General features: G+C 64.8%; 27 protein-coding genes. 14 read left to right on the top strand and 13 right to left on the bottom strand.

Annotation, left to right across the window (positions count from 1 at the left end):
• The first annotated feature begins 183 nt into the window (after positions 1-183).
• From moaB to CAG33_RS18465, 3 genes are all read left to right on the top strand, one after another.
• Positions 184-723 carry a molybdenum cofactor biosynthesis protein B gene (gene moaB, locus CAG33_RS18475; RefSeq protein ID WP_085583371.1) on the top strand — a complete coding sequence of 180 codons (540 nt, stop codon included), beginning with the start codon at positions 184-186 and terminating at the stop codon, positions 721-723.
• On the top strand, positions 720-1,925 hold the full coding sequence (gene glp / locus CAG33_RS18470) for a gephyrin-like molybdotransferase Glp (RefSeq protein ID WP_085639926.1): 1,206 nt from the start codon (positions 720-722) through the stop codon (positions 1,923-1,925). The genes moaB and glp overlap by 4 nt, the downstream gene beginning before the upstream one ends.
• Positions 1,926-2,165: 240 nt before the next feature.
• Entirely contained in the window at positions 2,166-2,474 is a 309-nt protein-coding gene (locus CAG33_RS18465) for an RcnB family protein (RefSeq protein WP_085583375.1), read from the top strand.
• A gap of 54 nt (positions 2,475-2,528) precedes the next feature.
• Here the strand turns inward: CAG33_RS18465 and CAG33_RS18460 are convergent, their stop codons facing one another.
• Positions 2,529-3,605, bottom strand: a complete 1,077-nt coding sequence (locus CAG33_RS18460) for a sensor domain-containing diguanylate cyclase (RefSeq protein ID WP_085583377.1) — start codon at positions 3,603-3,605, stop codon at positions 2,529-2,531.
• Positions 3,606-3,765: 160 nt separating this feature from the next.
• On the opposite strand from CAG33_RS18460, the gene CAG33_RS18455 reads away from it, so the two are divergent.
• From CAG33_RS18455 to CAG33_RS18445, 3 genes are all read left to right on the top strand, one after another.
• Positions 3,766-4,485, top strand: a complete 720-nt coding sequence (locus CAG33_RS18455; protein ID WP_139831360.1) for a hypothetical protein — start codon at positions 3,766-3,768, stop codon at positions 4,483-4,485.
• 34 nt (positions 4,486-4,519) lie between these two features.
• Positions 4,520-5,044, top strand: coding sequence for a hypothetical protein (locus tag CAG33_RS18450; RefSeq protein ID WP_085639923.1), 525 nt, complete (start codon positions 4,520-4,522; stop codon positions 5,042-5,044).
• A 65-nt stretch (positions 5,045-5,109) separates the two neighbouring features.
• Positions 5,110-5,448, top strand: a complete 339-nt coding sequence (locus tag CAG33_RS18445) for an FKBP-type peptidyl-prolyl cis-trans isomerase (protein WP_085583383.1) — start codon at positions 5,110-5,112, stop codon at positions 5,446-5,448.
• Between the two features lie 73 nt (positions 5,449-5,521).
• Here CAG33_RS18445 and CAG33_RS18440 read toward each other — a convergent pair whose 3' ends face one another.
• The 3 genes from CAG33_RS18440 to CAG33_RS18430 form a co-directional block, all read right to left on the bottom strand.
• Positions 5,522-5,857, bottom strand: a complete 336-nt coding sequence (locus CAG33_RS18440; protein ID WP_085639920.1) for a hypothetical protein — start codon at positions 5,855-5,857, stop codon at positions 5,522-5,524.
• 194 nt (positions 5,858-6,051) lie between these two features.
• Positions 6,052-6,321, bottom strand: a complete 270-nt coding sequence (locus CAG33_RS18435; RefSeq protein ID WP_085634082.1) for a hypothetical protein — start codon at positions 6,319-6,321, stop codon at positions 6,052-6,054.
• 53 nt (positions 6,322-6,374) lie between these two features.
• Positions 6,375-6,746: a DUF6124 family protein gene (locus CAG33_RS18430; RefSeq protein ID WP_085583387.1), complete on the bottom strand. Its 372-nt coding sequence runs from the start codon at positions 6,744-6,746 to the stop codon at positions 6,375-6,377.
• 617 nt (positions 6,747-7,363) lie between these two features.
• On the opposite strand from CAG33_RS18430, the gene CAG33_RS18425 reads away from it, so the two are divergent.
• Positions 7,364-7,639, top strand: a complete 276-nt coding sequence (locus CAG33_RS18425) for a metal/formaldehyde-sensitive transcriptional repressor (protein ID WP_085583389.1) — start codon at positions 7,364-7,366, stop codon at positions 7,637-7,639.
• Between the two features lie 11 nt (positions 7,640-7,650).
• Positions 7,651-8,580 carry a CDF family Co(II)/Ni(II) efflux transporter DmeF gene (dmeF, locus tag CAG33_RS18420; RefSeq protein WP_085583391.1) on the top strand — a complete coding sequence of 310 codons (930 nt, stop codon included), beginning with the start codon at positions 7,651-7,653 and terminating at the stop codon, positions 8,578-8,580.
• A gap of 90 nt (positions 8,581-8,670) precedes the next feature.
• Here dmeF and CAG33_RS18415 read toward each other — a convergent pair whose 3' ends face one another.
• From CAG33_RS18415 to CAG33_RS18395, 5 genes are all read right to left on the bottom strand, one after another.
• Positions 8,671-9,690: a branched-chain amino acid aminotransferase gene (locus CAG33_RS18415; RefSeq protein WP_085583393.1), complete on the bottom strand. Its 1,020-nt coding sequence runs from the start codon at positions 9,688-9,690 to the stop codon at positions 8,671-8,673.
• Between the two features lie 312 nt (positions 9,691-10,002).
• Positions 10,003-11,376, bottom strand: coding sequence for a dihydrolipoyl dehydrogenase (gene lpdA / locus CAG33_RS18410; protein WP_085583396.1), 1,374 nt, complete (start codon positions 11,374-11,376; stop codon positions 10,003-10,005).
• 7 nt (positions 11,377-11,383) lie between these two features.
• On the bottom strand, positions 11,384-12,658 hold the full coding sequence (locus tag CAG33_RS18405) for a dihydrolipoamide acetyltransferase family protein (RefSeq protein ID WP_085632590.1): 1,275 nt from the start codon (positions 12,656-12,658) through the stop codon (positions 11,384-11,386).
• Complete coding sequence (locus tag CAG33_RS18400) at positions 12,659-13,717, bottom strand: alpha-ketoacid dehydrogenase subunit beta (protein WP_085583401.1); 1,059 nt, start codon at positions 13,715-13,717, stop codon at positions 12,659-12,661. It lies immediately after the preceding gene.
• Position 13,718: 1 nt separating this feature from the next.
• Positions 13,719-14,954: a 3-methyl-2-oxobutanoate dehydrogenase (2-methylpropanoyl-transferring) subunit alpha gene (locus CAG33_RS18395; protein WP_085583403.1), complete on the bottom strand. Its 1,236-nt coding sequence runs from the start codon at positions 14,952-14,954 to the stop codon at positions 13,719-13,721.
• 185 nt (positions 14,955-15,139) lie between these two features.
• On the opposite strand from CAG33_RS18395, the gene bkdR reads away from it, so the two are divergent.
• Positions 15,140-15,628, top strand: a complete 489-nt coding sequence (gene bkdR / locus CAG33_RS18390; RefSeq protein ID WP_007988200.1) for a Bkd operon transcriptional regulator BkdR — start codon at positions 15,140-15,142, stop codon at positions 15,626-15,628.
• 13 nt (positions 15,629-15,641) lie between these two features.
• Here the strand turns inward: bkdR and CAG33_RS18385 are convergent, their stop codons facing one another.
• Both CAG33_RS18385 and CAG33_RS18380 read right to left on the bottom strand, forming a co-directional pair.
• A complete protein-coding gene (locus tag CAG33_RS18385; protein ID WP_256575730.1) occupies positions 15,642-16,616 on the bottom strand; it encodes a tyrosinase family protein in 975 nt (324 codons plus the stop codon).
• A 6-nt stretch (positions 16,617-16,622) separates the two neighbouring features.
• Positions 16,623-17,486 carry an MBL fold metallo-hydrolase gene (locus tag CAG33_RS18380; RefSeq protein ID WP_085583407.1) on the bottom strand — a complete coding sequence of 288 codons (864 nt, stop codon included), beginning with the start codon at positions 17,484-17,486 and terminating at the stop codon, positions 16,623-16,625.
• 104 nt (positions 17,487-17,590) lie between these two features.
• Between CAG33_RS18380 and CAG33_RS18375 the strand changes: the two genes are divergently transcribed.
• The 3 genes from CAG33_RS18375 to CAG33_RS18365 all read left to right on the top strand — a co-directional run bounded on the left by CAG33_RS18375 (position 17,591) and on the right by CAG33_RS18365 (position 20,132).
• Positions 17,591-17,941: a helix-turn-helix transcriptional regulator gene (locus tag CAG33_RS18375; RefSeq protein WP_085583409.1), complete on the top strand. Its 351-nt coding sequence runs from the start codon at positions 17,591-17,593 to the stop codon at positions 17,939-17,941.
• Positions 17,942-18,077: 136 nt separating this feature from the next.
• Positions 18,078-19,322 carry an FAD/NAD(P)-binding oxidoreductase gene (locus tag CAG33_RS18370; protein ID WP_085583411.1) on the top strand — a complete coding sequence of 415 codons (1,245 nt, stop codon included), beginning with the start codon at positions 18,078-18,080 and terminating at the stop codon, positions 19,320-19,322.
• A 9-nt stretch (positions 19,323-19,331) separates the two neighbouring features.
• Positions 19,332-20,132 (top strand): sulfite exporter TauE/SafE family protein, encoded by an 801-nt coding sequence (locus CAG33_RS18365; RefSeq protein ID WP_085583413.1) that lies wholly within the window; start codon positions 19,332-19,334, stop codon positions 20,130-20,132.
• A gap of 39 nt (positions 20,133-20,171) precedes the next feature.
• On the opposite strand, the gene CAG33_RS18360 is transcribed toward CAG33_RS18365, so the two are convergent.
• Positions 20,172-21,122, bottom strand: a complete 951-nt coding sequence (locus tag CAG33_RS18360) for a polysaccharide deacetylase family protein (RefSeq protein ID WP_085639917.1) — start codon at positions 21,120-21,122, stop codon at positions 20,172-20,174.
• A gap of 352 nt (positions 21,123-21,474) precedes the next feature.
• Between CAG33_RS18360 and CAG33_RS18355 the strand changes: the two genes are divergently transcribed.
• Positions 21,475-23,130 carry an MFS transporter gene (locus tag CAG33_RS18355; RefSeq protein WP_085583417.1) on the top strand — a complete coding sequence of 552 codons (1,656 nt, stop codon included), beginning with the start codon at positions 21,475-21,477 and terminating at the stop codon, positions 23,128-23,130.
• On the top strand, positions 23,127-24,266 hold the full coding sequence (locus CAG33_RS18350) for an HlyD family secretion protein (protein ID WP_085583419.1): 1,140 nt from the start codon (positions 23,127-23,129) through the stop codon (positions 24,264-24,266). Before CAG33_RS18355 ends, CAG33_RS18350 begins: the two co-directional genes overlap by 4 nt.
• A 162-nt stretch (positions 24,267-24,428) precedes the next feature.
• On the opposite strand, the gene copD is transcribed toward CAG33_RS18350, so the two are convergent.
• Positions 24,429-25,277 carry a copper homeostasis membrane protein CopD gene (copD, locus tag CAG33_RS18345; RefSeq protein ID WP_085639914.1) on the bottom strand — a complete coding sequence of 283 codons (849 nt, stop codon included), beginning with the start codon at positions 25,275-25,277 and terminating at the stop codon, positions 24,429-24,431.
• Between the last annotated feature and the right edge of the window lies 1 nt (position 25,278).

Below are 25,278 nucleotides of genomic sequence, written 5' to 3'. Positions count from 1 at the left end.
TTTTAACGGCCTATCGACGGTCTCTATCGGGCCCGTTCCCAGGGGGGCGGACGAGGGTCGCAACAGGCCGGAAACGGTCGATAGAGCGGGTCGATAGAGCGGTTGGTTAGAGTGATTAGACACTCCTCATAAGTGGCACTTAGGCTCTGGTTCAGTTGAATCGATAACTGCCGGAGAATTCCCGTGAGTGCCAAATCGGATGCCCTGTTCGTTCCCCTGAATATTGCCGTGCTGACGGTCAGCGATACCCGCGACTACGCCAGCGACACGTCCGGCCAGTTGCTGGTCAGCCGTCTGTTGGAGGCCGGCCACACCCTCAGCGAGCGCAACCTGCTCAAGGATGACCTGTACAAGATCCGCGCCCAGGTGGCGAACTGGATCGCCGACGACGGCATCCAGGTGGTGCTGATCACCGGCGGCACCGGGTTCACCGGCCGCGACAGCACGCCGGAAGCGGTGGCCTGCCTGCTGGACAAGCAGATCGACGGCTTCGGCGAGCTGTTCCGCGCCATCTCGATTCTCGACATCGGCACCTCCACCGTGCAGAGCCGTGCGCTGGCCGGGCTGTCCAACGGCACCCTGGTGTGCTGCCTGCCGGGCTCGACCGGCGCCTGCCGCACCGCGTGGGAAGGCATCCTGGCCGAGCAGTTGGACAACCGTCACCGCCCGTGCAATTTCGTCCCGCACCTCAAGCCGGTGCAGGCCTGCGGGCCGCGCGGATGAGCCGCGCGCCGTTGATGCCGGTCGAGGAAGCCCTCGACCAATTGTTGGCGATGGCCGACGCGCAACGTCTGCCGGACAGCGAACCGGTGCCGCTCGACGAGGCGAGGGGACGGGTGCTGGCCAGCGACCTGGTGGCGACCCTGGATCTGCCGCCCTGGCCGAACAGCGCCATGGACGGCTACGCCTTGAGCTTGGCCGACCTGCACCGCCAGCCACTGGCCGTGTCCCAGCGGGCCTATGCCGGTCTGGCGCCGGATGCGCTGCTGCCCGGCACCTGCGCGCGGATCTTCACCGGCGCGCCGGTGCCGCCGGGGGCCGACTGCGTGGAGATGCAAGAGAACACCGAAGTGCTGGAGGACGGCCGGGTGCGTTTTCTGCAACCGCTGAAGGCCGGCCAGAACATCCGCCCCCAAGGCCAGGAAAACCGGGCCGGCGATGTGCTGCTGCGCGCGGGCAATTGCCTGGGGCCGTTCGAGTTGGCGGTGGCGGCGGGGCAAGGCATGACGCACCTGCCGGTGGTGCGCCGCCCGCGGGTGGCGTTGCTGTCCACCGGTGATGAACTGGTCGAGCCCGGCCAACCGCTGCGCCCCGGCAGCATCTACAACAGCAACCGCACGCTGCTCAGCCATTGGTTGGGCGAGCTGGGCTGCGAGGTGATCGACGCCGGCATCCTGCCGGACCGTCCGGCGCAGACACGGCTCAAGCTTGAGCAGTTGCAGGTGGCCGCGGACCTGATCCTCACCACCGGCGGCGTGTCGGCGGGGGATGCCGACTGCCTCGGCCAGGTGCTGCGCGACGACGGCAAACCGCTGCTGTGGAAGTTGGCGATCAAACCCGGCAAGCCGCTGACGGTGGGCCGCTTCGGCGCCGTGCCGGTGATCGGCCTGCCGGGCAATCCGACGTCGGCGCTGGTGACGTTCGGCTTGCTGGCGCGGCCGTATCTGCTGCGCATCCAGGGCGTGGAAGAGGTGATGCCGCTGAGCGTCACGGTGGCCGCCGGCTTCGACTGGCCCAAGCCCGGCAGTCGCCGCGAGTACCTGCGGGTGCGGCTGGAGGCGGGACGGGCGGTGCTGTACCCGAACCAGAGCTCCGGCGTGCTGCTGGGCGCGACCTGGGCGGACGGCCTGGCGGAGATCCCCGAGCATACGACCCACCGTGCGGGCGACCCGTTGCGTTTCATTCCCTTCAGCGAACTGTTCTGAGCCCTGTGCGGGTTGAACGCTGAACCCTGCGCGGCGCCTCGACGGGCGCCATCGCCAGCAGGCTGGCTCCCACAGGTTTGTGTCGTTCACGGATTGAGCAAGGATCCTGTGGGCGCTGGCCCTGCAAGGCATGGCGGCCGTGTCGGCGACTACACTGTCCAGCCATTCGCAATCCGCAAGGAATGATTCCGGCGCTCCACAGTCGGAGTTCAGGTATCCGCCTACCCAGGAGCTTCACCGATGAACAGCAAAACCCTGATCGCCACCCTGGCCCTGGCCGCCGGCCTCGCCGCCACCGGAACACCCCTGCAAGCGGCCGAGACCTCCAGCGCCCCGAGCGTGCAGTCCCCGACCGGCAACCGCGCCTTGAAGGTCCACGACCGCGCTCCGGACCTCTACCAACGCAACGAAAAGGCAATCACCGACTGGCGCCGCAAAGGCCTCAGGGATCCCGAGCCACAGGCGCAATGGGTACAGATCGACGACAAATACGTGATGGTGATGATCACCAACGGGACCATTGTTGAGATTCAGCCGGTGGTGCGTTGAGCCTATGGCCACACTTGGTCAGGGAAGACTGATTGCACACCCAGATCCTGAGCGTCACTCGACGCGAGTGCCGCTCAACACCTGACCGCCCCCCAACCGATACTGATTGTTCCCGCTGCGCTTGGCCTCGTACATCGCGAGGTCAGCGATGTGCAGCAGGCGGTCCATGGTCGGCGCATGGTCGGGAAACACCGCGACCCCCAGGCTGCTGCCGATGTGGCGCTGGTCGTTGCCGATGGTGATCGGCGGGGACAGTTCGACGAAGATCTTCTGGCAGATGCGGCGGGCTTCGTCCGGCAGGTTCAGGCCCGGCGCCAGGCCCTGGAGGATGACCACAAACTCGTCGCCGCCGATCCGCGCGACGGTGTCGCTGGCGCGCAGGATGCGCTTGAGGCGGGTGGCGGTGGTGATCAGCACGCGGTCGCCGGCGGCGTGGCCGTAACGGTCGTTGATTGCCTTGAAGCCGTTGAGGTCCACGAACACCAGGGCCACACGGGTCGCGGTGAGCCGCGCCTGCTCCAGCGCCTGAGACAGGCGTTCCTCCAGCACCAGGCGATTGGGCAGGCCCGTCAGCGGGTCGAAGTGGGCCAGGTGCTGAAGGTAACTGGCCGAGGCCTTCTCCTCGGTGATGTCGCGCACCACGCCCATCATCTTGATCATCGTGTCGTGGTCGTTCTTCACCACGTTGCCGGTTTCCCGCAGCCAGCGGATGGTGCCGTCGGGCCAGACCACACGGTATTCCTCGTCGTGGTTCTCGCCGGTCTCCAGGCACCGCAGCTCGCCGGCCCGCACCTTGGCGCGGTCGTCCGGATGCACGCAGGAGCAGAACAGCGCGTAGGAGGGCGTCACTTCACCGATCTTGAACCCGAACATGCCGAAGATCGCGTCCGACCAATACAACCGGTCCGTGTCGACCTCCCAATCCCAGGTGCCGATCCGGGCAAAATACTGACTGCGCTTGAAACGCTCGGCGTCGCCGTCCTGCCGGATGTGCGGGCCCTCGGCGGCGCGGGTCAGCAGTTCGCGGTACTCGGCGAGCTGCCGGCGCAAGGCTCGCTCGCGCCGGATCAAGACAATGATCACAGCCAGCATGACGGTGCCGAGGGCCAGGCTGATCCAGAATTGAGTCATTCAAGCGCTGCCGTCATGGCGTATCGGTCCGAGAGTGATGGCGGGTGGCTATCTTAAATCACACGACAATTGGGATGCATCGCATTCTTCCTGATCGGCACTAGACTTGTCGGTTATGCAATGAACGCGGCCACAGGCCTTTGGCAGGGAGACTATCGGTGTGACTCAGCCAAGCACGACAGCGGGAGTGCCTTCGGCAGACGGTTCGCCGTTGTCCACTCACTTCGGCGGGCCGACCCTCTTGTTTGGCGCCTATCTGTTTTTCTATTCCTGGCTGCATCTGTTTTATTACTTCAAGACGTTCGGCATTTCCCTGATCTCGCTGGACATCTCCATTTATTTTTATCTTGCGTTCGCTTGGACGGCCGCGAAGCTGTTCGGCGTGTGGGTTCCGATCATTCTGGCGGTGGGAGCCATTGTTTACGTCGGGCTGAACAGTGCCTGGGCGCTTGATCAGAAACCGTTCTGGCATTTCATTCATAAAGTGCTGTTTGTGCTGTTTCTGGTCGGCGGCTTATGGGGCACAGCCAGTCTGGCCGAGTATTTCGGCACCTTGCAGGCGCAGCAGGTGCGGGACGGCGGTGTGCTGCGCCCCGTTCAACTGCATTTCGAGGAAAAGTACGCGAAGGTTTTCCCTGCGGTGCTTGGGCAGCCTCTACAGACAAAAGACAGCGCGACGGAAGCCGTACTGCTCATCGAAACCGACACGACGTATTACGTGCTGGTGCAGAAAGTGCTGATGAGGACAAACAGCCAACCGCAGCGTTATGACTCGTTCGGCAATGTTTACCAGATACCCAAGAAACAAGTGTCCTACATCGGATATGAAATACCTGACGGCACACGGATCGCCCGGAAGCGCTTCGACTGGCTTCCGTGACGGCAACACTGATTGGATCGATGGCAGGTGTGTGATGAATAAACACGTGATCACGCTGATGTTGACGTTGCTGGCCTATGACGCCCAGGGCGAACAGATCTTGAAGTTGCCCACCGGTGAAAAGTACCTGGGGCTGGCGACATCCGACCAGTCAGGCATTTTCGTCGACTGCAACAAAGAGCCTCATCGTCTGGCGGACGGTGAGATACAGCCCACCAGCCAGACGTGTGTAGGCAGCGGCGGCATTTATGCGTGGGATCCGACGCTGATAACGATTTCCCCCCTTGAAGTCGTCAGCGTCGATGCGAAGAAAAAACAGATCGAAGTGCGTGAAGGCGATACCGTCAAACTCCTGGATCTGCATGGCATTCCCCCGTCGCGTTTTACTGAATTCACAATAGGCAGTCAGATTGGCGTGGTCGCCGACAAGAAGCGCAGTGCCAACACTTCAATCGTGACAGAGGCGATTTTCGACAAGGACTTCGCCGTGGATGCCAAAGACAAGCAGGACAAAAGCATGGCCTGGAAGCAGGGCCATCCGGACGCCGGGGCCATGTAATGAGTTGCCGAGCGAGTGTTTTTCTGAGAAAAGCCTCCGCTCAATACTCGGAATAAAGCACTGCCATGAACGAACAGCTTCAAGTTATCGATCTGCAGGTGGGCGAAGGCAAGGCCGCCGTCAAAGGCGCATTGATCACCACCCAATACACCGGCTGGCTGGAGGACGGCACCGAGTTCGACTCGTCCTGGAGCCGGGGCAAGCCGTTCCAGTGCGTGATCGGCACCGGTCGGGTGATCAAGGGCTGGGACCAAGGCCTGATGGGCATGCAAGTGGGCGGCAAGCGCAAACTGCTGGTGCCGGCGCACCTGGGGTACGGCGAGCGCACGATGGGCAAGATCCCGCCGAACTCGAACCTGGTGTTTGAGATTGAGTTGCTGGAGGTGTTGACGCGGGAGGATTGAATCGACGCGAATCCGCCAGAGCGCAATGGCGATGAAGCACTCATTGATTCATCGCCATGGTTACCTGTCGGGGTCAGGTGTAGGCGTCAATATCGTCCAGTGCATCTGTGACGATGCCATCCAGTGTTGGAAATTTCACCTTAACGGCTTCCAAGGCTGGAATGACTGTTTCGCGGTCTGTTTCACAATGCCGGCGAGCGAGGTGGCCTAGAGCGGTCACGGCAGAAGCGGCAACCGCTTCGGACTCGCTGGTGAGGTAGGCCAGGCAGGCGTTCTGGGCCCAGACTCTGTCCAATTCATTCAAGCCAATGGAAATCAGTCCAGCGATGATGTTTCTGTCCTCGCCGGTGGCGAGCAGTCTTGTGGCTTCATCGTGGCTGATGGAGGGATCTTGATAGGTCAAATTCACTTTTTGACTCCCTGAACGTTGCCCTTGCTGTCTACTTTCTTGGCTTTGATAAGTGCATAAGTTTAGAAAAGTCAGAGCATTGCATGTTGAGGCAGTGTCTGTTCCGACGTCATCGCGAGCAGGCTCGCTCCCACAGAGGAGTGCAGTCACCCTGTGGGAGCGAGCCTGCTCGCGATGAACGAAGACGCGGTCTTTCAGGCGGCCATCGCCTTTGCTTCCAGCCGGTGGAACGCTGAGGTTTCCCATGACGGGAACCGGCGTTTCAGCCGTTCGAGCGTGGGCAACAGTTGTTCCGGATCCAGCGCATCGAGCTGTCCGAGTGCCTGCACGGCGGACGCCACCACCGATTCCCTTTCACTTTCGTAGAGCGCCAGGCAGGTTCTTTGGGCCCAGCGGTGATCCCGCTCGTTGAGGCCGATGGACATCAGGGCCGCGACGACGTGTGCATCTGGTTGATGAGGCATGGTCGGTTCTCCCGGTGTGTGGCGAGGAACGAGCGCCCTCGCCACGGGGTTGCTCAGCGGTTGGGCGGATCGATGTTGTCGAGGGCGCGGTTGACGGCCAGTTCGCCCAGCATCACCACTTGGGCGATGCCCAGCACGGTGTTGCGGTAGGGCGGTTCCAGCAGGGCGGCGAAGTCGTTGAGCAGGGTGTTGGCCGAGGCCATGGATTCGCAGGCGTGGGCCAGCAGGGATTCCTGATCCATGTCCGGGGCGATGAGGAACATCGGCCGGGATCTTCGTCGTTTCGGGGCTTCGGGCTTGAGGTAGTGGTCGAGGGCGCGCTCGGCGGCTTCGTGGAGCTTGCGGGAGTCGGGGGTGGAGTAGGGCGACGTTGGATCGGATTCGTCTGTTTCTGCTTCTGGCGGATTAGGCGTGTACTTGAACATATGTGAGACCTCGAAGATTAAGGCTGCCCACCCGTCGCGACTAATCGAGGGGGAGGCGGCTGTACGCAGGTTAGTCGACCGGCAGGTCTCACGAATCCGGCGCGCCCGAAGGCGCCCTGCGTACAGCCACCATAGAGAGCAGGTACTGAAAAACCCGCCTGAATGGCTGCTTTACAATTCGTGAGACGTCGGGCGACTAAACCCGATCACTGACCCTTCAGTGACGCGAATCAAGTTACCGACGCCCCCCAAACCGCACAAGCCGGCGGATTCTGGCGCAGTTGTAGGCAAAGGCGCAAGGCAACGTAGCCTGGCGGATGATGCTGAAATGATGCTTTATTTTTCGGGGGTTCAGGCCGTCCAGCCCAGTGGGGCCCTCACTGACGCCATCGCCAGCAGGCTGGCTCCCACAGGGGGCTGCGGTGAACTCAGATTCAGCATCCACCCGCGCCCCTCTGTGGGAGCCAGCCTGCTGGCGATGGCGATGGCGATGGCGTCGGCAGAGGCGGAGCATGGATCTCGCGGCACTCCATTCATCCCTTCCCCCGAAAACCACCTTGCCAGGCCCGGGCCGAACGGCGATCATCGCGCCCAATATAGGGGTAGGGGGTATAGGTATGTCGCACACGCACGAACACAAGACCGAACTGCTCAACCGGGTCCGGCGCATCGCCGGCCAGGTGCAGGCGGTGGAGCGGTCGCTGGAGGCCGAGGCCGACTGCGGCAAGACCCTGCACCTGATGGCGGCGATCCGCGGGGCGGTCAACGGCCTGATGGAGCAGTTCATCGAGGCCCACGCCCGTGAGCACGTCGCCCACCCCGACCTCAGCGACGAAGCCCGCGCCCAAGGCGTGGAAGAGTTGCTGCAAGCCATCCGCCGTTATTCAAAGTGAGCCCACACGCCATGACGCCCAACGCTCAACGCTTCGCCCACGACCATCAGTTCCTCGGCGCCTCCCACGACGAGAACGCCCGCCGCACCCTGTGGGTGGTGGCGCTGACCTTCGTGATGATGATCGGCGAAATCGCCGCCGGGTATGTCACCGGCTCCATGGCGCTGCTGGCCGACGGTTTCCACATGGCGACCCACGCCGGCGCCTTGGGCATTGCGGCGGCGGCCTATGGGTTCGCCCGGCGCAACGCCAGCAACCGCCGCTACAGTTTCGGCACCGGCAAGGTCGGTGACCTGGCCGGCTTCGCGTCGGCCATGGTGCTGGGGCTGGTGTCGCTCGGCATCGCCGGCGAATCGGCCCTGCGCCTGTTCCAGCCGACCACGGTGGCCTTCGGCGAAGCCACGGTGATCGCGGTGGTGGGGTTGGCGGTCAACCTGGTCAGTGCCTTCATGTTGATGGGCCATCACGGCCATGACCACGGGCATCACCATGAACACGGCCACGACCATGCTCATCATCACCATCACGACAACAACCTCCGCTCGGCCTACATGCACGTACTGGCCGACGCGCTGACCTCGGTGCTGGCCATCGCCGCGCTGCTGGCGGGCCGGTATCTGGGTTGGGTGTGGCTGGATCCGGTGATGGGCATCGTCGGCGCCGTGGTCATCGCCAAGTGGGCGTACACCCTGATGCGCGACAGCGCCGCCGTGCTGCTCGACGCCACCGACGAGCCGGTGGCCGAAGAGATCCGCGAGCTGCTGGAAGCCTCGGACGATGTGCGCATCAGCGACCTGCACGTCTGGCAGGTCGGCCCGCAGGCGCGGGCGGCCATCGTCAGCGTGGTGGCGGCCGCCGGCGTCAGCGCCGAGGCGATCCGCGAGCGTCTGGCGCCGGTGCATGAGCTGTCGCACCTGACCGTCGAACTGCGCAGCGCCTGACCTGCGGCACGCCGAAAGGCTGACGCACGGGCATTAAAAAGCCCCTCACCGATCGCTCGGAGAGGGGCTTTTGCGTTGCCGGGCGTCAGGTCAGACCTTGACGATCCAGCCCGCCGGCGCTTCGATGTCGCCGGTCTGCACGCCGGTCAGCTCTTTGTAGAGCTTCTGGGTGACCGGGCCGACTTCGGTTTCGCTGTGGAACACGTGCAGGTGGTCCTGGTAGCTGATGCCGCCGATCGGGGTGATCACGGCGGCGGTGCCGCAGGCGCCGGCTTCTTTGAAGTCCGACAGCTTGTCGATGAACACGTCGCCTTCGACCACTTCCAGGCCCAGGCGGGTCTTGGCCAGTTCGATCAGCGACAGGCGGGTGATGCCCGGCAGCACCGACGGCGAGTTCGGGGTGACGAACTTGTTGTCGTGGGTGATCCCGAAGAAGTTGGCCGAACCGACTTCCTCGATTTTCTTGTGGGTCAGCGGATCCAGGTAGATGGCGTCGGCGAAGTGCGCCTTCTTGGCCTGGGAGCCCGGCATCAGGCTGGCCGCGTAGTTGCCGCCGACCTTGGCGGCGCCGGTGCCTTGCGGGGCGGCGCGGTCGAAGGTGGAGATCTGGAAGTTGTGCGGGGTCAGGCCGCCCTTGAAGTAGGCGCCGACCGGGATCGCGAACACCGAGAAGATGAACTCCGGCGCGGTGCGCACGCCGATGTTGTCACCCACGCCGATCACGAACGGACGCAGGTACAGCGCGCCGCCGGTGCCGTACGGCGGGATGAAGCGCTCGTTGGCGCGGACCACTTGCTTGCACGCCTCGATGAACTGCTCGGTGGACACGTGCGGCATCAGCAGGCGGGCGCAGCTGCGCTGCATGCGGGCGGCGTTCTGGTCCGGGCGGAACAGGTTGATCGAGCCGTCCTTGCAACGGTAGGCCTTCAGGCCTTCGAAGCACTGCTGGCCATAGTGAAGGGCGGTGGAGCCTTCGCTGATGTGCAGCACGTTGTCTTCGGTCAGGGTGCCTTTGTCCCACTCGCCGTTGCGAAAGTACGACAGATAGCGTTTGTCGGTCTTGATGTAGTCAAAACCCAGCTTGTCCCAATTGATGCTTTCGTTACCCATGACACCCTCTATCACTGAACAACCGTCGAAACGGTCAAGGCTTCTGACGTTTTTTTGGATGGGCACAACAATACTTCATTCTGATCCGGTTTCGCAGCCCGGACTATCGGATGACGGGCAGATAAATCGTGTCGCCCTTGAGAAATCGCGGGCAAGCCCGCTCCCACAGGCCTTGCGGTGACCGCAGATTCTGCGGGCAGCCTGATCCCCTGTAGGAATCAGCCCGCCGCATCAGTGTGAACGACACAAAACCTGTGGGAGCGGGCTTGCCCGCGAAGGGGGCCATCACTGCCCCCCCTCTATCTTCCTGAATCAAATGTGCAAGGCATGCCCCAAGGCCCGCAGCGCCGCTTCCTGCACCGCCTCGCCCAGGGTCGGGTGGGCGTGGATGGTGCCGCCGATGTCTTCCAGCCGCGCACCCATCTCCAGGCTCTGGGCAAACGCCGTGGACAGCTCCGACACGCCGACGCCGACCGCTTGCCAGCCGACGATCACATGGTTGTCGCGGCGGGCGACCACCCGCACGAAGCCGCTTTTGGACTCCAGCGTCATGGCCCGGCCGTTGGCCGCGAACGGGAAGCTCGACACGATGCAGTCCAGCCCTGCGGCCTTGGCCTCGTCCGGCGTCTTGCCGACCACCACCAGCTCCGGGTCGGTGAAGCACACGGCGGCGATGGCGGTGGGGTTGAACTCGCGGGTCTTGCCGCTGATCAGCTCGGCGACCATTTCGCCCTGGGCCATGGCGCGGTGGGCCAGCATCGGCTCGCCGGCCACGTCGCCGATGGCGTAGACGTTGCGCATGCTGGTCTGGCAGCGGCTATCGATCTTGATCGAGGCGCCGTTCATCTGAAGGTTCAGCGCTTCGAGGTTCCAGCCCTGGGTGTTGGGCTTGCGGCCGACGGCCACCAGCACCTGGTCGGTTTCCAGGTTCAGAGTTTCGCCGTTCGGGTCGCGCACCTGCAGTTTGCCGTCGAAGCCCAGGACGCTGTGCTTGAGGTACAGCTTCACGCCCAGTTGCTTGAGGGCTTCGTGCACCGGTTGGGTCAGTTCGGCGTCGTAGGCCGGCAGGATCCTGTCCTGGGCCTCGACCACGCTGACTTCGGCGCCGAGCTTGCGGTAGGCGATGCCCAGTTCCAGGCCGATGTAGCCGCCGCCGACCACGATCAGGCGCTTGGGCACCGACGTAGGTGCCAGGGCTTCGGTGGACGAGATGATCGGCCCGCCGATCGGCAGCATCGGCAGGTCGACGGTCTTCGAGCCGGTGGCCAGCACCAGGTGTTCGCACTGGATGCGGGTGTCGCCGACCTCGACGGTCTTGCCGTCGATGACCTTGGCCCAGCCGTTGATGACCTGCACTTTGTTCTTCTTCAGCAGCGCCGCCACGCCGGTGGTCAGGCGGTCGACGATGCCGTCCTTCCACTCGACGCTCTTGCCGATGTCGAGGGTCGGCGCGCCGACGCTGATGCCCAGCGCCGAATGCTGGCTGTGGTGCTGCGTCTGCTGGAACTGCTCGGCCACATGGATCAGGGCCTTGGACGGGATGCAGCCGATGTTCAGGCAGGTGCCGCCCAGCGAGCGGCCTTCGACCAGGATGGTCGAGATGCCGAGCTGGCCGGCGCGGATCGCCGTCACGTAGCCGCCGGGGCCGCCGCCGATGATCAGCAGGGTGGTGTTCAGGGTTTGCATGCGTGCCTCACTCCACAAACAGGGTCGCGGGTTGTTCGAGCAGGCCACGGATGGCCTGGATGAAGAGCGCCGCGTCCATGCCGTCGACCACGCGGTGATCGAAGGAGCTGGAGAGGTTCATCATCTTGCGGATCACCACCTGGCCTTTTACGACCATCGGCCGTTCGACGATTTTGTTCACGCCGACGATGGCCACTTCCGGCAGGTTCAGCACCGGGGTGCTGACGATGCCGCCCAGCGCGCCGAGGCTGGTCAGGGTGATGGTCGAGCCGGACAGTTCGTCGCGGCTGGCCTTGCCATTGCGCGCGGCGTTGGCCAGGCGGGCGATCTCTGCGGCGCTGTCCCACAGGCTGCGGGCTTCGGCGTGGCGCACCACCGGCACCATCAGGCCGACGTCGCTCTGGGTGGCGACGCCGACATGCACCGCACCGAGGCGGTGGATGACCTGGGCCTCGTCGTCGTAACGGGCGTTCATCTGCGGGAAGTCGCGCAGGGCGACGACCAGCGCCCGCACCAGGAACGGCAGCAGGGTGAGCTTGCCGCGGCTGGCGCCGTGCTTGTCGTTCAGGTGCGCGCGCAGCTCTTCGATGGCGGTGACGTCGATTTCCTCGACGTAGCTGAAGTGCGCGGCGCGCTGGGTGGATTCCTGCATGCGCTGGGCGATCTTGCGGCGCATGCCGATCACCGGGATCTGCTCTTCGTCGTTGCGCTGGGCGTAAGCGTTGGCGGCAGGCGCCGAAGCGTTCGACTGACCTTGCGCCAGGTAGGCGTCGAGGTCTTCGTGCAGCACCCGGCCGGCCGGGCCGGAACCGCGCACCAGGCGCAGCTGGATGCCCAGGTCCAGCGCGTGCTTGCGCACCGCCGGGGAGGCCAGCGGACGGTCGCCGGCTTCGCGGGCCACCATCGGGCCCTGGCAAACGGCGGCCGGACGCGGTGCGGCGGCAGGTTTGCTTTCGATGACGGCCTCGACCTTCGGCGCCACGGGGGCCGGGGCTTCCTTGACCGGAGCCGGCGCGGCGGACTCTTTCAGGTTGCCGGCGCCTTCGACTTCGATGCTGATCAGCACGCTGCCGACCGCCATCACTTCACCTGGCTGCCCGCCGAGGGCGATGACCTTGCCGTGCACCGGCGACGGGATGTCGACCATGGCCTTGTCGGTCATGACGTCGGCCAGCACCTGGTCTTCGACGACCAGGTCCCCGACCTTGACGTGCCACTGCGACAGTTCTACTTCTGCGATGCCTTCGCCGATGTCCGGCATTTTAATGACGTGCGTGCCCATTCAGACCTCCATGACCCGTTTCAACGCCGCGCCCACTCGGGACGGCCCTGGGAAATACGCCCACTCCTGCGCGTGCGGGTAGGGGGTGTCCCAACCGGTGACGCGCTCGATCGGGGCTTCCAGGTGATGGAAGCAATGCTCTTGCACCAGCGACACCAGCTCGGCGCCGAAACCGCAGGTGCGCGTGGCTTCGTGCACCACGACGCAGCGGCCGGTCTTCTTCACGGACTTGACGATGGTCTCAAGGTCCAGCGGCCACAGGCTGCGCAGGTCGATGACCTCGGCGTCCACGCCGCTCTCTTCGGCGGCCACCTGCGACACGTAGACGGTGGTGCCGTAGGTCAGCACGGTCACGTCCTTGCCCGGACGGGTGATGGCGGCGACGTCCAGCGGCACGGTGTAGTAGCCGTCCGGCACCTGGGCGGCGGGGTGTTTCGACCACGGGGTCACCGGGCGGTCGTGGTGGCCGTCGAACGGGCCGTTGTACAGGCGCTTGGGCTCCAGGAAGATCACCGGGTCATCGTTTTCGATGGAGGCGATCAGCAGGCCTTTGGCGTCGTAGGGGTTGGACGGCATGACGGTGCGCAGGCCGCAGACCTGGGTGAACAGGGCCTCGATGCTCTGGCTGTGGGTCTGGCCGCCGTAGATGCCGCCGCCGCAGGGCATGCGCAGGGTCATCGGCGCGGTGAACTCGCCGGCCGAGCGGTAGCGCAGGCGCGCCGCCTCGGAAATGATCTGGTCGTAGGCCGGGTACACGTAGTCGGCGAACTGGATTTCCACCACCGGGCGCAGGCCGTAGGCGCCCATGCCCACGGCGGTGCCGACGATGCCGCTCTCGGAGATCGGTGCGTCGAACACCCGCGAGGTGCCGTATTTGGTCTGCAGGCCTTCGGTGCAACGGAACACGCCGCCGAAGTAGCCGACGTCCTGGCCGAACACCACGACGTTGTCGTCGCGCTCAAGCATCACGTCCATGGCCGAGCGCAGGGCCTGGATCATGGTCATGGTGGTCGTGGTCATGGCGGTTTCCAGCTGGATATTGTTGTTGTGATCGTTCATCTCAGACCCCCAACTGCTGACGCTGGCGCTTCAAGTGCTCCGGCATCTCTTTGTATACGTCTTCGAACATGGTCGCGGCGCTCGGGATCTGCCCGCTGGTGAGGGTGCCGTGCTGCTCGGCCTGCTTCTGGGCGGCGATGACTTCGGCCTCGATCTCGGCGCTGGCGGCGGCGTGCTCTTCCTCCGACCAGTGGCCGATCTTGATCAGGTGCTGCTTCAGGCGAGCGATCGGGTCGCCCAGCGGGAAGTGGCTCCAGTCGTCGGCCGGGCGGTACTTGGACGGATCGTCGGAGGTCGAGTGCGGGCCGGCGCGGTAGGTGACCCATTCGATCATGGTCGGGCCCAGGCCCCGGCGGGCGCGTTCGGCGGCCCAGGCGGAGGCGGCGAAGGCGGCGACGAAGTCGTTGCCGTCCACGCGCAGGGAAGCGATGCCGCAGCCGACGCCGCGTCCGGCGAAGGTGGTGGCTTCACCGCCGGCGATGGCCTGGAAGGTGGAGATCGCCCACTGGTTGTTGACCACGTTGAGGATCACGGGGGCGCGATAGACGTGGGCGAAGGTGAGGGCGGTGTGGAAGTCCGATTCGGCGGTGGCGCCGTCGCCGATCCAGGCCGAGGCGATTTTGGTGTCGCCCTTGATCGCCGAGGCCATGCCCCAGCCCACGCCCTGGATGAATTGGGTGGCGAGGTTGCCGGAGATGGTGAAGAAACCGGCGTCCTTGACCGAGTACATGATCGGCAGCTGGCGACCCTTGAGCGGATCGCGCTCGTTGGACAGCAACTGGCAGATCAGGTCCACCAGCGGCACTTCGCGGGCCATCAGGATGCTTTGCTGGCGGTAGGTCGGGAAGCACATGTCATCGATGTTCAGCGCCAGGGCCTGGGCGCTGCCGATGGCTTCCTCGCCGAGGCTCTGCATGTAGAACGACATCTTTTTCTGACGCTGGGCGACCACCATGCGGTTGTCGTAGATGCGCGTCTTGAGCATGGCGCGCATGCCCTTGCGCAGGATCTCGACCGGCACGTCTTCGGCCCAGGGGCCGTGGGCGTTGCCCTGGTCGTCGAGCACGCGGATCAGGCCACGGGCCAGGTCTGCGGTGTCGGCGGGCTCTACGTCGATGGAAGGCTTGCGCATCGTGCCGGCGTCGGTCAGATGCAGGTAGGAGAAGTCGGTTTTGCAGCCTGGGCGGCCCGAGGGTTCGGGCACGTGCAGACGCAGCGGTTCATACGCTTGGGTCATGGCTTCTACGCTCGATCTTGTGAATTTCTTGTAGTGAGCTGACAGTCGTTCTTCGGTAAAAGAATTCTTGTCCTACAACAATCATAGGCCCGGCCAAGAAGAATATTTCTCTGTGTTTCGTTGCGCTGAAGATCATTTGCAGATAGAAAATCTGCATAAACATAAAAAACAGGTGGTTTTGTCTCATGCGCAAACTGGACCGTACCGACATCGGCATTCTCAACAGCCTTCAGGAGAATGCGCGCATCACCAACGCCGACCTCGCCCGTTCGGTCAACCTGTCGCCGACGCCGTGCTTCAACCGGGTCAAGGCGATGGAGGAACTGGGGGTGATCCGCGAGCAGGTGACCTTGCTCGATGCGGACCTTTTGGGCCTGCACGTCAACGTGTTCATCCATGTGAGCCTGGAGAAGCAGGTGGAGGAAGCCTTGCAGCATTTCGAAGAGGCGATCTCGGACCGCCCCGAAGTGATGGAGTGCTACTTGATGGCCGGCGACCCGGACTACCTGATCCGGGTGCTGGTGCCGACGATCCAGTCGCTTGAGCGCTTCATGATGGACTTTCTGACCAAGGTGCCGGGCGTGGCGAACATCCGCTCAAGCTTTGCGCTCAAGCAGGTGCGCTACAAGACCGCGCTGCCGCTGCCGGCGAACGGGTTGACCTTGGGCAGTTGAGCCCCACGGGCGGTCAGACGGAGGCGTACCTGTAGTTGAGCGCTTGCGTGTCGATCGTTTCTTGTACGGTGAAGGTCTGCGGCCACGGCGCCGGTTCGTTGTCCGGGTGGAAGACCAGGGTCTGATTCAGCAACGGCTCCGCAAATGGCTTGCCGCTGCTGCGGTGCTGTTGCTTCCAGCGTTCCCACAGCAGGTCCATGTAGCAGTGGTGCAGGAAGAAGATCGGGTCGTTGGGGGAGGACGCTTCCGCCATGTTGCCGCCGATCCAGCCATGCACCGGATTGTGCAACTGGCGTTGGGAGACCAATTCCCATCCGTTGGCATCTTGCTGGTAGGAGGGGCGATTGAGCACGTCGATCACCTCGTCCGGCCCGGGCAGCCTGCCGGCCTGCCCGAAGTTGCGGCGCAGACTGATGTTGTCCGGCGTGGGAGCGATGTCGGTGTCCCATACGGCGACCCTGAACCGGTTGGCCTCCAGGGTGAACGGGCCGCTGATCAGGTGCTGCCGGTCCAGATTGTCGCCGTTGGCGCCCATGAAGTCCGAGGTGAAGGGGTTGTCGGCGCCGGTGAGCTGCCAGTTCCAGTAGGGCAGGGTGATGTCGGGGTCGTCGACGGCGGACTGCAGGGCCAGTTCGAACTGGCGCAGCAGGACTCGGTGCCAAGGGTAGAACAAAGGGGTGGCGTGGGGATTGGGAACCAGCGGATTGCCCCTGCCCATCGAGTTCTTGTGGATCTGCACGAAGTCGTCGTAGCGGCTCTGCTGTCCGGGCCGCAGCACGCTGTCGACATCGTTTTTCAGCGTGAGGACGGCCCTGACGAAACGGGATTTCTGATCCGGCGTCATGTCCCGGTGGTTGATGCGAATGTCCATATTGCGAAAACTCCATTGAATGTTTGCGCATTCGAGTTTCCGCATGGAGGACGCTTCGTTCAATTCGACCCTTTCGCCGGCACCCGTGGGAAAAAGAATCGCAAAGGTGTCGGGCATTCCGCCTCAAAAGGCATTGAGCGGAATTTTCAGGTACGTCACGCCGTTGCTTTCCGCAGGCGGCAGGTTGCCCGCCCGCACGTTCACCTGGATCGCCGGCAGCAGCAGCGTCGGCATGCCCAGCCCGGCGTCGCGCCGGGTGCGCATCTGGACGAACGCCGCCTCATCGATGCCGTCGTGCACATGGATGTTGCTTTTGCGCTGTTCGCCGACGGTGGTCTGGCACTGCGGGCCGCGGCCGGCCGGCGGGTAATCGTGGCAGACGTAGAGTTTGACGCTGGCGGGGAAGGCCAGCAGCTTGTGGATCGACTTGAACAATTGATGGGCGTCGCCACCGGGGAAGTCGCAGCGGGCGGTGCCGACGTCCGGCATGAACAGGGTGTCGCCGACCAGGATCTGCTCGCCGTCGATCAGGTAGGCCATGTCCGCCGGCGTGTGGCCGGGGACGTGCAGGGCGGTGGCCTTGAGGCCGCCGATCATGAAGGATTCGCCGGGGGCGAACAGGTGATCGAACTGCGAGCCGTCGACGCAAAATTCCGGCTCCAGGTTGAACAGCGCCTTGAACACGTCCTGCACCTTGCTGATCGCCTGGCCGATGGCGATCTTGCCGCCCAGCTCCCGGCGCAGGTACGGCGCGGCGGAGAGGTGGTCGGCATGGGCGTGGGTTTCCAGCAGCCATTGCACGTGCAGGCCATGGGCGCGGACGAAGGCGATGATCTTGTCGGCCTGGGCGGTGCAGGTGCGGCCGGCGGCGCCGTCGTAGTCGAGCACCGGATCGACGATCGCGCACTGACCGCCGTCGGCCTCGTAGACCACGTAGCTGTAGGTCGAGGAGACGGGGTCGAGGAAGGCTTCAATCAGTGCGGGCATGGAGATGAACCTGTGAAAGGGGACGAGAAGTCAGTCATGGGTTGCAACACTTTATGTAAAAACATAATGTTCGCAGCTTAAGTGACGTTGAAGGCTTCCTGCAAATGCAATCCAGTCTGACCGAATGTGAAGTCGCCCAACTGCGGGCGTCGGCCTCCAAGGCCTGTTCGCTGCTCAAGGCCCTGGCCAACGAGGACCGGCTGTTGATCCTGTGCCAGTTGACCCAGGGCGAACGCAACGTCGGCGACCTGGAAAAGATGACCGGCGTGCGTCAGCCGACCCTGTCCCAGCAGTTGGGCATCCTGCGCGATGAAGGGCTGGTCGCGACCCGCCGTGAAGGCAAGTACATTTTCTACGGCCTCGCCAGTCACGAAGTGATCCAGGTGATGAAAACCCTCTCGGGCCTGTACTGCGGCGCGGTGCTCAAGAGTTGGGAACAGCCAGGACCCCAATAACGAAACACGGCACCTGCGGGAGCGGGCCTGATCGCGATTGCGGTGGTTCAGGCCATGTCGATGGCGAATGTCGCGCCGTCATCGCGCGCCGGCTCGCTCCCGCATCCATCCTTGCGTGCAGCAAAAGGAACAAGCAATGAACGACCAACACTGGGGCCCCTCCATCAGTGCGGACATCGTGGTCATCGGCGGCGGTACGGCCGGCATCGGTTTCGTCGCCAGCCTGCTCAAGCGTGACCCGACCCTGAAAGTCACCGTGATCGAACCGAGCACCCACCATTACTACCAACCGGCGTGGACGCTGGTCGGCGGCGGCGCCTACGACGTGAAGGACACCGCGCGGCCGATGACGTCGGTGCTGCCGCGCCAGGCGACCTGGGTGCAGGCCCTGGTGACCTGCGTCGACCCGGACAAGCGCCAGCTCACCCTCAACGACGACCGCACCGTCAGCTACCGCAACCTGATCGTCTGCCCCGGCCTGCGCCTGGCCTGGGAGAAGATCGAAGGCCTGCAGGAAAGCCTCGGCCGGCACGGCGTCACCTCCAACTACAGTTACCAGCACGCGGCCTACACTTGGGAACTGGTGCAGAACCTGCGCGGCGGCAAGGCGTTGTTCACCCAGCCGGCGATGCCGATCAAATGCGCCGGCGCGCCGCAGAAGGCGCTGTACCTGTCCTGCGATCACTGGCTCCAGTCTTCGGTGCTGAACGGCATCGACGTGGAGTTCAACCTGGCCGGACCTGCGCTGTTCGGCGTGCCGACCTTCGTGCCGCCGCTGATGAAGTACATCGAGAAGTACAACGCCCGGCTGGCGTTCAATTCGAACCTGGTGAAGGTGGACGGCCCGGCGAAGACCGCGTGGTTCGAGGTCAAGGACGCCGACGGCAACGTCACCCGCGAGGCGAAGGCCTTCGACCTGCTGCACGCCGTGCCGCCGCAGGTCGCCCCGGACTTCATCGCGCAGAGCCCCTTGGCCGATGCGGCCGGTTGGTGCGAGGTCAATCCGCACACGCTGCAGCATCCGCGCTACCCCGAGGTGTTCGGCCTGGGCGACATCTGCGGCACCGCCAACGCCAAGACCGCCGCGGCGGTGCGCAAGCAGGTCGTGGTGGTCGCGCAGAACCTGCTGGCCCTGCGCAAGGGCCAGCCGCTGCCGCTCAAGTACGACGGCTACGGGTCGTGTCCGCTGACGGTGGAGAAGGGCAAGGTGATCCTCGCCGAGTTCGGCTACGGCGGCAAACTGCTGCCGACCTTCGCCCTCGACCCGACCGTGCCGCGCCGTTCGGCGTGGTGGCTGAAGGCGACGTTGCTGCCGTGGTTCTACTGGAACGGCATGCTCAAGGGCCGCGAGTGGCTGACCGGCCTGTCCAGAGTCGACTGAGATCCGCTTATGTTGCTGGCAAGTCTGTTTGGTGTGGTGATGGGGCTGATCCTCGGCCTGACCGGCGCGGGCGGCGGGATTCTCGCCGTGCCGGCGCTGGTGCTGGGGTTGGGCTGGAGCATGACGCAAGCGGCGCCGGTGGCGCTGTTCGCGGTGGGCAGCGCGGCGGCGGTCGGCGCCATCGACGGCTTGCGCCACGGGCTGGTGCGCTACCGTGCGGCGTTGTTGATCGCGGCGCTGGGGGCGGTGTTTTCGCCGCTGGGCATCTACTTCGCCCATCAGTTGCCGGAGAAGATCTTGATGATCCTCTTCAGCCTGCTGATGGTGATGGTGGCCGGGCGCATGCTGCGCCGCGAACGCAAGGAAGAGGGGCCGAGCGACCACGGCCATGCCAGTTGGGGGCAGAAGAACTGCATGCTCAACCAGCAGACCGGACGCCTGGCCTGGACCGCCAAATGCACCGCGACCCTCGCGGCGCTGGGGGCGGTGACCGGCGTGGTGTCGGGACTGCTCGGCGTCGGCGGCGGCTTTCTGATCGTGCCGGCGTTCAAGCAACTGACCGATGTGCAGATGCGCGGCATCGTCGCCACGTCGCTGATGGTGATCAGCCTGATCTCCGCCATCGGCGTGGCCGGTGCGTTCCACGCCGGGGTGCGGATCGATCACGTGGGCGCAGCGTTCATCGTCGCCAGCATCGTCGGCATGATCATCGGTCGCAAACTCTGCTACCTGGTGCCGGCGCGGGCCTTGCAGGTGGGGTTCGCCGGGGTGTGCCTGGTGGTGGCGGCCTACATGATGCTGCGGGCCTGAATTTGCGATGACGGCGAGGAAGCGTCCTCGCCGCAAGCCTCAGTGGTTATAGGCCGCTTCGCTGTCGTCGATCAGCGGATCCTTCTCGGTCAGCACGATTTGCGCGATCCGGTCCTTGCGCATGAAGCTCACCTTCGGATGGGACTGGGCGTAACGGATGAAGCGCTCCATGGCCTCGACCATCGCTGGGGTGCCGCCGATGCGGTCGTGCAGGCTGACCGACATCATCCGCCGTTTCTCGGCGCCCTCGGCATACAGGCGGTCGAACTCCAGCACCAGCTGCTGGTAGAACTGCTCGGCGGAGAAGTGCCGGCCCTCGACCAGCACGATGTCGTTGTTGCGCAGGGTGTACGGCACCACGGCGAACTTGCGGCCGCGCACCAGGGTCACGAACGGTTCGTCGCGGCTGACGTCGTCGATGTGGTAGGTGAACTTCAGGTCCTGCAGCACCTTCAGCGTGTTGGGGCTGCGCCGCAGCCAGTTGGCGTTGTAGCCCACCGAGCGCTGGCCGGTGATTTTCTCCACGGCGGCCACGCCGTCGCCGATGAACTGCTTTTCCTGGGCGTAGTTCATGTTGTACGAATCGGCCCAGCGCATGCCATGGGCCGCCACTTCGTGGCCGCGTTCGGCGATGGCCTTGGCCAGTTCCGGGTGCTTGAGCGCCGCTTCGCCGACCACATGGGAGGTGACCTTGATGCCGGTACGGTCCCACAGGTCGAGCATCCGCCACAGGCCTTCCTTGTAGCCGTAGTCGAACCAGGTCTGCGCCGGCAGGTCGGGGTAGCCCTTGGGCAGCGGGCTGCCGGAGAACGGGCTTTCGGCGCCTTCCGGCTGGCCGCCGGTCTCGAATTGCATCGACACCGAAATCACCAGCTGCGAGCCGTCCGGCCAGGGGCGTTCCTGGGCGAAGGCGAGGGCGGGCAGCAACAGGGCGGCGGCCAGAAGGCTTTTTAACGGACGCAGGGAGCGTCGACGGTTGGACGTGGTCATAGCGAACACCTTGCAGTTGAGAAGTGCGGCAAGGTTGGCATCGGCGGGCGGCGGGAAACATCCGCTGCGGGCGAGATGACCTTTAAACAATTTTTACGAATCGGGCGGGGCAGTGGTCTGCCTCAAGCCCTGCGGTGCCTGGGCCGACGTCATCGCGGGCAAGCCCGCTCCCACAGGTCTTGTGCACGGCACGGTCAATGTGGGAGCGGGCTTGCCCGCGATGAGGCCGTTTCAGTCACCGTCGACAGGGCTGACTCCACGCTATTGCGAGCAGTTCCGATTCCACAGCGGATATGGGTTTGGCCGTGGTTTTGCGTCACACTTGTTCAACTTTCCGGCACAAGGCCTTTCAATGGATCACTACGCCCCGCGCAACTGGCAGCCCCACGAGAAGCCCAGCCTGCCGGGTTCCCCCTCGACGCCGCTGCATTCCAACCCCAAGCGCCTGGCCTATGCGCTGGTGGGGTTGCTGGTGGCGTTGACCGGCGGGCTGGGCAATTCGCTGGTGGTCGCCAACCTGCCTTACCTGCAAGGCGCGCTCGGCGCGACCACGGCGGAGATGGCCTGGCTGCCGGCGGCGTATGTGATGACCAACGTGTCGATGAACCTGTTGCTGGTGAAGTTCCGCCAGCAGTTCGGCCTGCGGGCGTTCACCGAGGTGTTCCTGGTGCTGTACGCGCTGGTGACCTTCGGCCACCTGTTCGTCAACGACCTGAGTTCGGCGATTGCGGTGCGCGCCGCCCACGGCATGGTCGGCGCGGCGCTCAGTTCCCTGGGCCTGTATTACATGGTGCAGGCGTTCCCGGCCAAATGGCGGATGAAGGCGCTGGTGCTGGGGCTGGGCGCGTCGCAGCTGGCCTTGCCGTTGGCGCGGCTGTTCTCCGAAGACCTCTTGCAGATCGCCGAATGGCGCGGCCTGTACCTGTTCGAAATGGGCATGGCGCTGCTGTCGCTGGGCTGCGTGCTGATGCTGAAACTGCCGCCGGGCGACCGCTTCCGCACCTTCGAACCGCTGGACTTCCTCACCTTCGCCATCCTCGCCAGCGGCGTGGCGCTGCTCTGCGCGGTGCTGTCGCTGGGGCGGATCGACTGGTGGCTGGAGGCGCGCTGGATCGGCATCGCCCTGGCGGCGGCCATCGTGCTGATCCTGGCGGGCCTGGCCATCGAGCACAACCGCAGCAACCCGATGCTGATGACCCGCTGGCTCGGCAGCGGAGTGATGATCCGCCTGGCCCTGGCGGTGATCCTGATCCGCATGGTCACTTCGGAGCAGTCCACCGGCGCCGTGGGGTTCATGCAGAACCTGAACATGGGCAGCCAGCAGTTGCACAGCCTGTACGTGGTGATGCTGATCGGCAGCATCGCCGGGCTGCTCACCAGCGCGCTGACCATCAATCCTGCGCACTTGCTCCTGCCGTTGATCATCTCCCTGGCGCTGATGGCCACCGGGTCGGTGATGGACAGCTACTCGAACAACCTGACGCGCCCGCAGAACCTCTACTTCAGCCAGTTCCTGCTGGCGTTCGGCAGCACCTTCTTCCTCGGGCCGACCATGGTGCTCGGCACCCGCAACGTGCTGACCAATCCGCGCAACCTGGTGAGCTTCTCGGTGCTGTTCGGGATCTGCAACAACCTCGGCGGCCTGATCGGCGCGGCGTTGCTGGGCACGTTCCAGATCGCGCGCGAGAAGTTCCACTCCAGCCACATCGTCGACCAACTGGTGCTGGCCGATCCCCAGGTGGCCGCCCGCGTGCAGGGCGGCGGCTCGGCGGTGGGCTCGCTGATCGCCGATCCGGGCCTGCGCAACCTGCAAGGCATCCGCAGCCTGGCCAACGCCGCCACCCGCGAAGCCAACATCCTGGCCTACAACGATGTGTTCATGCTGATCGCCGTGATCGCGGTGCTGACCCTGATCTGGATTTCCGTCCGCGCGCTGTGGCTGGTCAGCACCACCCGCACGGTTTCTCCCAAGCCTTCCGTCCCCTCCAGCGGTGCCTCTTCTTCATGACCGAACCGACCGTCACCACCAACGCCATTGCCGCCACGCCCGAGGGTGTGGCGCCGCCGTCGTCGCCCAACACCGAACCGCGTTCCCTGCGGGTGCGGATCATCTCGTCGCTGGGGTTCGCCGCCATCGCCCTGGTCGGCGTGCTGATCGTGCTGTACGCCTGGCAGCTGCCGCCGTTCAGCAGCGCCGTCGAAACCACCGAGAACGCTTTGGTGCGCGGGCAAGTGACGATCATCGGCCCGCAGCTCAGCGGCTACGTGTACGAAGTGCCGGTGCAGGACTTCCAGTTTGTCAAGGAAGGCGACCTGCTGGTGCGCCTGGACGACCGCATCTACAAGCAGCGGCTGGACCAGTCGCTGGCGCAGCTGGCGGTGCAGAAGGCCGCGCTGGCCAACGTGGTGCAGCAGCGCAACAGCGCCGAGGCGACCATCAAGCTGCGTCAGGCGGCGCTGGCCGACAGCGAGGCCCAGGCGCGCAAGAGCGGGGCGGACCTGGCGCGCAACAAGGCGCTGGTGAGCGACGGTTCGGTGTCCCGGCGCGAGCTGGACGTGACCCTTGCCGCCAGTGCCCAGACCACCGCGTCGGTGGCCCAGGCCAAGGCGAACCTTGAGATCGCCCGGCAGGACCTGCAGACGGTGATCGTCAACCGCGGCTCCCTGGAAGCGGCGGTGGCCAGCGCCGAGGCGGCGGTGCAACTGGCGCGGATCGATTTGTCCAACACCCGCATCATCGCCCCCCGTGACGGCCAGTTGGGGCAGATCGGCGTGCGCCTCGGCGCCTACGTCAACTCCGGCGCGCAACTGATGGCGCTGGTGCCGAACCAGAAGTGGGTGATCGCCAACCTCAAGGAAACCCAGATGGACAACGTGCGGGTCGGCCAGCCGGCGACCTTCACGGTCGATGCGCTGAACCACCGCAGATTCACCGGCCGGGTGCAGCATGTGTCGCCGGGCACCGGTTCCGAATTCGCCCTGTTGCAGGCCGACAACGCCACCGGCAATTTCGTGAAGATCGCCCAGCGGGTGCCGGTGCGCATCACCATCGACCCCGACCAGCAGGAGAGCGAGCGGTTGCGGCCGGGGATGTCGGTGGTGGTGAGCATCGACACGGCGGCGGGGGACACCCAGCCGCACTGATTCCCGGCAAGTCCTGCGGGCCACTGCCCCTGTAGGAGCGAGACTGCTCGCGATTGCGGTCTGTCAGTTGCATTAATGCCGGCAGGCCCACCGCTATCGCGAGCAAGCTCGCTCCCACAGGTTTTGTGGCATTCGCAACAGAGGTGAGCGCCCGCTGAGGCTTCAGGCGGCGATCATCGGCGGCAGGGTGCCGAGCAGCGACACCGCCGCCACTGCGCCGATCCCCAGCAGCCATTCCAGCGTCACGCTGCGCCTGAGGGCAGCGGCGCGCCGTTCGCAGTCCTTGATCCGCAGGCGGTTGAACAGCGCCAGCCCGAGCATGCCGAGCACCAGCAGCGCCTTGATCAGCAGGATCAGGGCGAAGCCCGTGAACAGCGGCGTCGGCCACCACTGGCCGGTCAGCGCCCGCACGTTGATCAGGCCGGTGACCAGCAACCCCGCCACCAACCCGTAGCCGATGCCGCTGAAGCTACGCAGCACCGGCGCGATGGCGATTTGCGGCCGGCGCAGGACCATCACCAGCACCCGCAACCCGCCGAGCCAGGCGCCGACGCAGGTCAGGTGGACGATCTGGTTGAGGATCAGCAGTTGCCCGTGCCAGCCGTCGAACATGGCGCCGTGGCCGACCGGCGCCAGCGTCGCCAGCAGCAGGGCGGCGAGGCCCTGGCGCAACGGCCGGCGCGTGCGCCAGGGCGTGAACAGCAGCATCAGCAGCAGGGCGTTGAGCAACAGGTGCCAGCGCCAGACCTGGCCGAAGAACGTCTGCTGCGACACCAGCGCCAACGTCTGCGGATCGAACGCCGCCGCCAGCGAACCGGCCATGCTTGCGGTGACCAGCAACGCCCAGACGACGCCGCTGACCAGGGCCACGGCCGCCAACCAGCGGCTGGAGCGAAGGTCCGCGTCTGTCGCATCAGCCTTGAGCAGCAGCGGCCGGAACAGCCAGGCCCCGAACAGCGTCAGCACCACGGTGAAATGCAGGAACCGGCACAGCACCAACGCTTCGGCCATG

Source organism: Pseudomonas sp. B3(2017), assembly GCF_002113595.1.
In the GTDB taxonomy this organism is placed as follows: Bacteria; Pseudomonadota; Gammaproteobacteria; order Pseudomonadales; family Pseudomonadaceae; genus Aquipseudomonas; species Aquipseudomonas ekonensis.
Note: the sequence above shows the minus strand (reverse complement) of the source record. Positions and strands in the feature narration are given on the sequence as shown.